Source organism: Legionella qingyii (assembly GCF_003990155.1).
Classification (GTDB): Bacteria; Pseudomonadota; Gammaproteobacteria; order Legionellales; family Legionellaceae; genus Legionella; species Legionella qingyii.
The window spans coordinates 140,920-147,938 of the sequence record NZ_RZGX01000010.1; the positions used below are offsets into that span (position 1 = coordinate 140,920).

Below are 7,019 nucleotides of genomic sequence, written 5' to 3' on the forward strand. Positions count from 1 at the left end.
TTGGTTGTATATAGGTCAGAATGGGCTATAATTATACATAAGTCAAGTTAGACGTGTAATATCTTATGTATGCGAAAGAAAGCAAACCTACAATTGGAACTCTTTTTAAGGCGAATCGGCTAATCGCAAAAACTGTGAATCGAATTGTTGTAGCGCCTGATAATGTAAGTTTATCAGATTGGGCTACCGAAGCTAAATTATTTATCAGTAAAGATGGTAATTGTCTTTCTTCAACAACGTTACTTGTTCACCAAAAGTATGTACCCACTTATTCACATGGTGGACGACGTTATGGAGTCCTGCTGAATGCAGAAGAAGCATATGTATATGATGTTAATAGTAAAGATGCTAATACTAATAGTATAGATAAATTAAAAAAACGAGAAGAAAGAAAAAATATTAAATTACTGAGTACAAGTGAAGAAACTACAAAACTAGGTCTTAAAACATTAGATGAACTGGCTAAAGAAATTCAAGAGCAACAAAATGGTTTTGAAATGAATGAAATTTTACTCGATGCTACGAAAGACTCATTAGTGGGTTTATTTGTGCGTGCTGTAGATTTATCTTCAAAACCGGATTTAAAAGATTATTATCTTAGTTTATTGGAAGTGATGCTTATTCAAAAATATATCCATGAAGCTTTCGATTTACCCATGCTTAAAATTTGTATCTATTATGAGCGAACAGGAAGGCTTGTTAATTTTCCTACCCGAGATGAGTTACTTGTACAGGCTAGCGAGCATGGGATAAACAGTCGTAATTACCCAGTATTATTTGAAAAACTTTCCTGTAATCATGTTTTTCCTAAATATAATCCTAAAACCCTAAGGGATTTTTTAGCACAATATGAGCCTCAAGAAGTGTTGGATAAAGTCAAGGAGCAGGTAATTAAAAAACTGATAGTAGACTATAAACCTTTTATCCCTCGTGAAATCAATGAAAACACTATCCTTAACGAATTAGTGGATTTCGCCGTAGGAATTAGTCCAGCAATAATAGATGAAACTATAAATTTATGTGCTTTAGCAACTTTAAAGGATAATTCTACATCAAAAACTAATGTTCAAGAACAACAAGAATATCGATTTTTTTCGAGTCCTGGTGAAAAATCATCGCAAAACAAAACGGAAGAAAACGATATAACTACACCTTTTTATGAGTTTAAAAAGTAATTTATAACGGAACCCCATTTGCTTTTTTAAATGGGGCGAGTTTTACCTTTATTCATTTGAATTAAAATAAAAGTTTATTAAATGAATCCTTAAAAAACCAGAAAAGTGTTTTGTAAATTCCTTAGGCGAACAGTCATTATCACCAAATAATTTTTCTACGATTGAGCCGATTGATAAGAAGGATGTCCCAATTTTATTTTTTTATCTTTTGCAAGACTAAATATTATTGCATCATGACAAAGAGTTTCGAGATCATCGATTAATTTTTGTATATATCCATTATGGTGGTGGATGTTATGTAAGACATTTTTAAATTGGATAATATTAAATTCATTGTCTTGAGTAAAACAATCTAATATGAGCTCAAGATCTCCTATTCTTGCACGATTTTTTTCTTTAGAAGCGAAATGTTTCGATGTGCACCCTATCTTTTGGACATATCGTTCCATTTCATTTTTTATTGTAGCTAAAGAAACAGGTAAGCTTAAAGCAAGCTCGCTTTGACGTGTGGCAAGTAATTTTGTCCGTGATGCTTGGAGTTTTTTCCCTGAATCCAACCATGAAGAATCATTCAACTCCCCCTCGTCAACACCTAGGAATTTTAGCATTCCCAAAACATTCTCATGTAACGGAATAGAATTTTGTGAGCGAAAAGCATTTTGCAATCCATAATGATTAAAAGATAAGGGTTGAATCTCTTTAATAAATTTATCTGAATCCACAACATATCCACTGAATAATGCATTAGATATTTGTATAGGGCCTGTGGTGCAGACGACAATTGATTTAATATAAAGATCTCGCTCTTTTTTCATTAAATAAGTCAGGAATTTATCATCATTCTTTTCTAGAATATGCTTAATTGACGAATATTCTTTGCTAAAAAAAAGATATTTAATCAGGTTTAATTGAGTTTCGAGATCTTTTCTTAATCTCTTGATTACATGTTCATGAGTTTCTTGAGCTTCGATTTTGTTAAAATTTAAAAATTTATTTTTATCGGTCATTACTTCATTGATATATTTTCTGATTTTTAATGAAGAATGAGGTGGGGCTGGTGGAATGATTTCTTTGGATTTAGCTATATAAAGCGACTCAGAACGATTTTTCATAAATTTTAAAAGATGACGATTTATAAAACTGCCTGCATTTAATTCCCTCTCGGTTCGTTCAATAAAATCGGTATCATAATGTTCGAGCCTTGAGATTAGTCCACTTTGAACTCGTTCAATGTCGTTCTTTGCTGCAATTTCATCCACAATAGCAACAAAATCATTATTTGACAGAATAAATTCCTTTTTACCCATTTTTAAACTACCAATGTTAAGAAGTATGGGCATTTCAGTTGCAATAAGCTTGGGAAGATTGGATGTATCAATTGGAAAGTCAAAATCTGTATAAGTCCCTTTTTTAAATACTGGTGACAGCCATCTTAAAATATCACTTGCAACGGCCAAATTCCCACCTGATTTTAAATTGGAAATTTCGTCTTTATAAAACCCGAATAATTTTTTTTCATTATCCGATTGAAGTGATGTATGAATTGTGTGGACATCAAGAGAGACAATTTTATGTTCCTTGCAAAATTCATGTAACGAAGTTACCGATTTATGTTCGAGTAAATTGGAGTCATATACCAAATGAATTGTATCAGTGGGATTTTTTTCACGCATTTCAATAAGGCGAATTTGATTTTCCAAATTCATGAATACATTTGGATTATTACTTAACCAGATTTTTACATGTAAGTTTGGATTATATTGATACATTTTTATTCTTAATTTTTGAGTTCAATAAATTGCTGCACATAAAAACTAGTTTTTGTAAATTTTCGGCACGAATAATTACGAACCGTATATAAGAAAGCTTAGCACAAGATAAAAAAAAAGATTTGCAACTAAATTTGATTGATGAATTTCGACGAATATGGTATAAATGTCGCGCTTTAAATACACACACGGTTCGGCACATACGATAGGGTCCCTTAAGGGTTTCGTATGGGGAGCGTGGAGGAATAACCCTGGAGAATAAACTATGAATATAAGTATGCGTGAATTGCTTGAAGCAGGAGCTCATTTCGGACACAGAACACGTTTTTGGAATCCTGAAATGGGTGATTATATATTTGGATCCCGAAACAAAATTCACATTATCAATCTTGAAAAAACGATGGTAATGCTCAACGATGTTGTGAACTATGTTGGCAGATTAGCGTCTAATAAAGCAAAAATTTTATTTGTTGGAACTAAAAGAGCAGCACAAGACAGCATTCGTGAACACGCGAAGCGTTGTGGTATGCCTTATGTCGATCATCGTTGGTTAGGTGGTATGTTGACCAACTACAAAACAGTTCGCCAATCCATTTTTCGCTTAAAAGAATTGAAAGAGATGAAAGAAAAGGGATTGTTTAACGGCATGATTAAAAAAGAAGCATTGATGCTGACACGTGAACTAGAAAAATTAGAAAGAGGTTTAGGTGGTATTGAGCACATGGGCGGTTTACCTGATGCTTTGTTTGTTGTTGATGTTGGCTTCGAGCACATTGCTGTTGAAGAAGCTCATCGCTTAAAAATACCCGTTATTGGTGTTGTTGATACCAACAATAGCCCAAGAAATATTGATTATATTATTCCTGGTAATGATGACTCCATGAGAGCAGTTGATATTTACGTCCGTTGTATTGCTGATGCAATTTTAGATGCTAAAGGTAGTAATACGGTGGGAGTAGGTTCATCTGATGCTGAATTTGTGGAAGTAGTTGAACAAACTAACGATGCAGCAAAAGCTGGGGAATAATTAGATTTTAAAATATAGGGGGGGCTGGGTGTCTAAACACCTAAATTTGCCCCCCTTTTGCTATACGGAGAAATGAAAATGTCAATTAGTGCAAGTTTAGTCATGCAGTTACGTGAGCGTACAGGTGCTGGTATGATGGAGTGTAAAAAATTTCTAATAGCAACCAATGGTGATATTGAGGCTGCGATCATTGAAATGCGTAAAGCAGGACAGGCAAAAGCTGATAAGAAAGCAGATCGCGTAGCTGCTGAAGGTGTGGTAGTGATTGCACGTTCTGCTGATGGACGTAGTGCAGTGATGTTAGAAATTAACAGTGAAACAGATTTTGTTGCTCGTGATGAGAACTTTACTAACTTTGCTAATAACGTTGCTGATGCTGCATTAAATAGTTCAGCCACTACAATTGCCGAATTGTCTGCGATTACTCTTGCTTCTGGCGTTACTGTAGAACAAGCTCGTCAAGAGTTAGTAGCAAAAATCGGTGAAAATATTAAATTAAGACGCCTTGAGCGCATGCACTGTGATACAGGAGTTATTGGTTGCTATTTACATGGTTCACGAATTGGTGTTATGGCTGCACTCAAAAATGAGCAAGAAGAACTTGCTAAAGACATTGCAATGCACGTTGCTGCGAGCAAACCAATTGTAGTAAGTAGGGATCAAGTATCTACTGAAGCTGTTGAAAATGAGCGTGAAATCTTTACTGCTCAAGCAAAAGAAAGTGGCAAGCCACAAGAAATTATCGATAAAATGATTGAAGGTAGAATCAATAAATTTATTGACGAAGTGAGCTTATTAGGTCAACCATTTGTTAAAAACCCTGATATCAAAGTAGGTCAACTATTGAAAGAAAAGAATACTGAAGTTCTTTCCTTTGTTCGTTATGAAGTTGGTGAAGGGATAGAGAAAAAAGAAGATAACTTTGTTGAAGAAGTGATGGCTCAGGTTCGTACATGATGAATGATAGTCACCCAACATTGAAATATAAACGTATATTACTTAAATATAGTGGCGAAGCCCTTATGGGCAAGTCACAATTCGGTATTGATCCCTCAGTATTGGATACATTAGCTAGGGATATATCCGATTTAATTAAGATGGGCGTTGAGGTTGGTCTCGTATTAGGTGGCGGTAATTTATTTCGTGGTAAAGCGCTTTCTCAAGCCGGTGTTGGACGTGTAACTGGCGACCATATGGGCATGCTTGCTACAGTAATGAATGCTTTAGCGGTGAGAGACGCGTTGGAGCGTATTGATATGCCTGCGCGTATTATGTCAGCTATTCCCATGCTTGGAGTAGTTGACCCGTACCATCGACGTAAAGCAATTGAACATTTGCGAACTGGACATGTAGTAATTTTTGCAGCAGGCACAGGAAATCCGTTTTTCACCACTGATACAGCCGCTTGTTTAAGAGCTATTGAAATAGGGTCGGATGTGGTTTTAAAAGCAACTAAAGTAGATGGTGTTTACTCAGAAGATCCTTTTAAAAACCCTAATGCCAAGCGTTATGATTATTTAACTTATATTGAAGTTTTAACGCAAGGTTTGGAAGTGATGGACTCTACTGCAATTTGTCTTTGTCAGGATCAAGGGATGCCCTTACAGGTATTTGATATGACTGCACCTAATGCATTGAGAAGAATTGTAACTGGAGAGCGCGTAGGAACTATAGTCGGAGCTAATCATGATAAATGAGATTAAGCAAGATTCAGAAAAGCGAATGAAAAAAACCATTGAAGTGTTACAGACTGATCTGACAAAAATTCGCACTGGAAGAGCTAATGTCGGTTTACTGGATCACGTACACGTTGATTACTATGGAACTATGACCCCATTAAATCAAATTGCTAATATTTCTGCTAGTGATTCACGGACAATCTTAGTGACTCCATGGGAAAAATCTATGGTAGCAGCTGTAGAAAAGGCTATTTTGACTTCTGATTTAGGTTTGAATCCTGCTACAGCAGGTTCTGCTATACGAGTTCCAATGCCGCCATTGACTGAAGAACGAAGAAAGGAGCTAATCAAAGTCGTTCGTAATGAAGGCGAGCAAGGAAAAGTTTCCATACGCAATATCAGAAGAGATGCAAACAGTCAATTAAAGGAATTGGTCAAAGATAAAACCATTTCTGAAGATGATGAGCGTCGAGCAGCAGAAGTGATTCAAAAGCTAACTGATAAGTACATTCTTGAAATAGATGGGTTATTAGCAGAAAAAGAAAAAGACTTAATGGAAATTTAAGTCTGGGTGCTGCTTGAGGTAAACAGGCTCAAGCAGTACTAATCGTTTTGTAGTATTTTCATCCTTACTCAATTAATCAGTTGATTCACTCTTTTGTTGTAATCCTAAATCTTGGAAATTTGTATTAAGATTTTCATCACATTTTTATGAGTCTGGAATACATCTTTCCCTAAATTTTTATATATAAGTAATTTTTGAGGCTCCCCATGATATATAAGGTTGTTTTTTTTGGTAAAAGTGGAAGTGGCAAAACTCAGATTATACGTCGAGCGGCTGGTTTATCAGATTTTAAATTGAATTCTCCTCGTACAATAGGCGCAGATTTTTTGGCTCGAAAAATAGATTCCAGCAGTTCTGTGTCATTATGGGATACAGCTGGAGATGAACGATACAAACTATTGAGTCAGGTATTTTATAAGGGAGCTACTGCTGGTGTATTTTGTATTGATCTAACAGAAGAAATTAATGAGCAAGAAATTATTGAGAGTATTGCAGAGTATCGTCAATATGTACCTAATGCTCCTATTATTTGTGTTGGCACAAAATCAGATTCTCCCAAGGCGGATAAGACCGCTCTAGATAAAATTAAGTCAAGAGCATTATTTGCTGATTTTATCACTACTTCAGCATGTACCGGAGATAATGGAGAGGCGCTTTTTAAAATAATCTGTAAACACTGTGGTGCAAAACTTTTTCTCTCATGGAATGAGGCTGTTGCAACACTTCAAAAAAGTTTAAAAGAAATATCATCAAATAAAAGTGTATTAATAAATGAGAAATTAACTACGCTGTCAGAAGTTATAT

Annotated in this window: 7 protein-coding genes; 6 read left to right on the plus strand and 1 reads right to left on the minus strand. The window is 35.2% G+C overall.

The features are described 5' to 3' along the window. Positions 1-65: 65 nt before the first annotated feature. Positions 66-1,175, plus strand: a complete 1,110-nt coding sequence (locus ELY20_RS16900; protein WP_199742192.1) for a hypothetical protein — start codon at positions 66-68, stop codon at positions 1,173-1,175. Positions 1,176-1,330: 155 nt separating this feature from the next. Here ELY20_RS16900 and ELY20_RS09140 read toward each other — a convergent pair whose 3' ends face one another. Then, positions 1,331-2,944, minus strand: a complete 1,614-nt coding sequence (locus tag ELY20_RS09140) for a glycosyltransferase family 88 protein (RefSeq protein WP_110142071.1) — start codon at positions 2,942-2,944, stop codon at positions 1,331-1,333. Positions 2,945-3,209: 265 nt separating this feature from the next. Between ELY20_RS09140 and rpsB the strand changes: the two genes are divergently transcribed. The 5 genes from rpsB to ELY20_RS09165 all read left to right on the plus strand — a co-directional run. After that, entirely contained in the window at positions 3,210-3,971 is a 762-nt protein-coding gene (gene rpsB / locus ELY20_RS09145) for a 30S ribosomal protein S2 (protein ID WP_110142070.1), read from the plus strand. 78 nt (positions 3,972-4,049) lie between these two features. Continuing rightward, positions 4,050-4,928 carry a translation elongation factor Ts gene (tsf, locus tag ELY20_RS09150; RefSeq protein ID WP_110142069.1) on the plus strand — a complete coding sequence of 293 codons (879 nt, stop codon included), beginning with the start codon at positions 4,050-4,052 and terminating at the stop codon, positions 4,926-4,928. Then, a complete protein-coding gene (gene pyrH, locus ELY20_RS09155) occupies positions 4,925-5,668 on the plus strand; it encodes a UMP kinase (protein ID WP_110142068.1) in 744 nt (247 codons plus the stop codon). Before tsf ends, pyrH begins: the two co-directional genes overlap by 4 nt. After that, complete coding sequence (frr, locus tag ELY20_RS09160; RefSeq protein ID WP_110142067.1) at positions 5,658-6,215, plus strand: ribosome recycling factor; 558 nt, start codon at positions 5,658-5,660, stop codon at positions 6,213-6,215. Before pyrH ends, frr begins: the two co-directional genes overlap by 11 nt. 206 nt (positions 6,216-6,421) lie before the next feature. After that, on the plus strand, positions 6,422-7,019 hold a 598-nt coding region (locus ELY20_RS09165), incomplete at its 3' end, for a GTP-binding protein (protein ID WP_127059483.1).

Excerpts from the sequence above, each read along its gene's own strand:
- ELY20_RS16900 (WP_199742192.1), top strand. The coding sequence starts at position 66 with ATGTATGCGAAAGAAAGCAAACCTACAATTGGAACTCTTTTTAAGGCG.
- ELY20_RS09140 (WP_110142071.1), bottom strand. The coding sequence starts at position 2,944 with ATGTATCAATATAATCCAAACTTACATGTAAAAATCTGGTTAAGTAAT.
- rpsB (WP_110142070.1), top strand. The coding sequence starts at position 3,210 with ATGAATATAAGTATGCGTGAATTGCTTGAAGCAGGAGCTCATTTCGGA.
- tsf (WP_110142069.1), top strand. The coding sequence starts at position 4,050 with ATGTCAATTAGTGCAAGTTTAGTCATGCAGTTACGTGAGCGTACAGGT.
- pyrH (WP_110142068.1), top strand. The coding sequence starts at position 4,925 with ATGATGAATGATAGTCACCCAACATTGAAATATAAACGTATATTACTT.
- frr (WP_110142067.1), top strand. The coding sequence starts at position 5,658 with ATGATAAATGAGATTAAGCAAGATTCAGAAAAGCGAATGAAAAAAACC.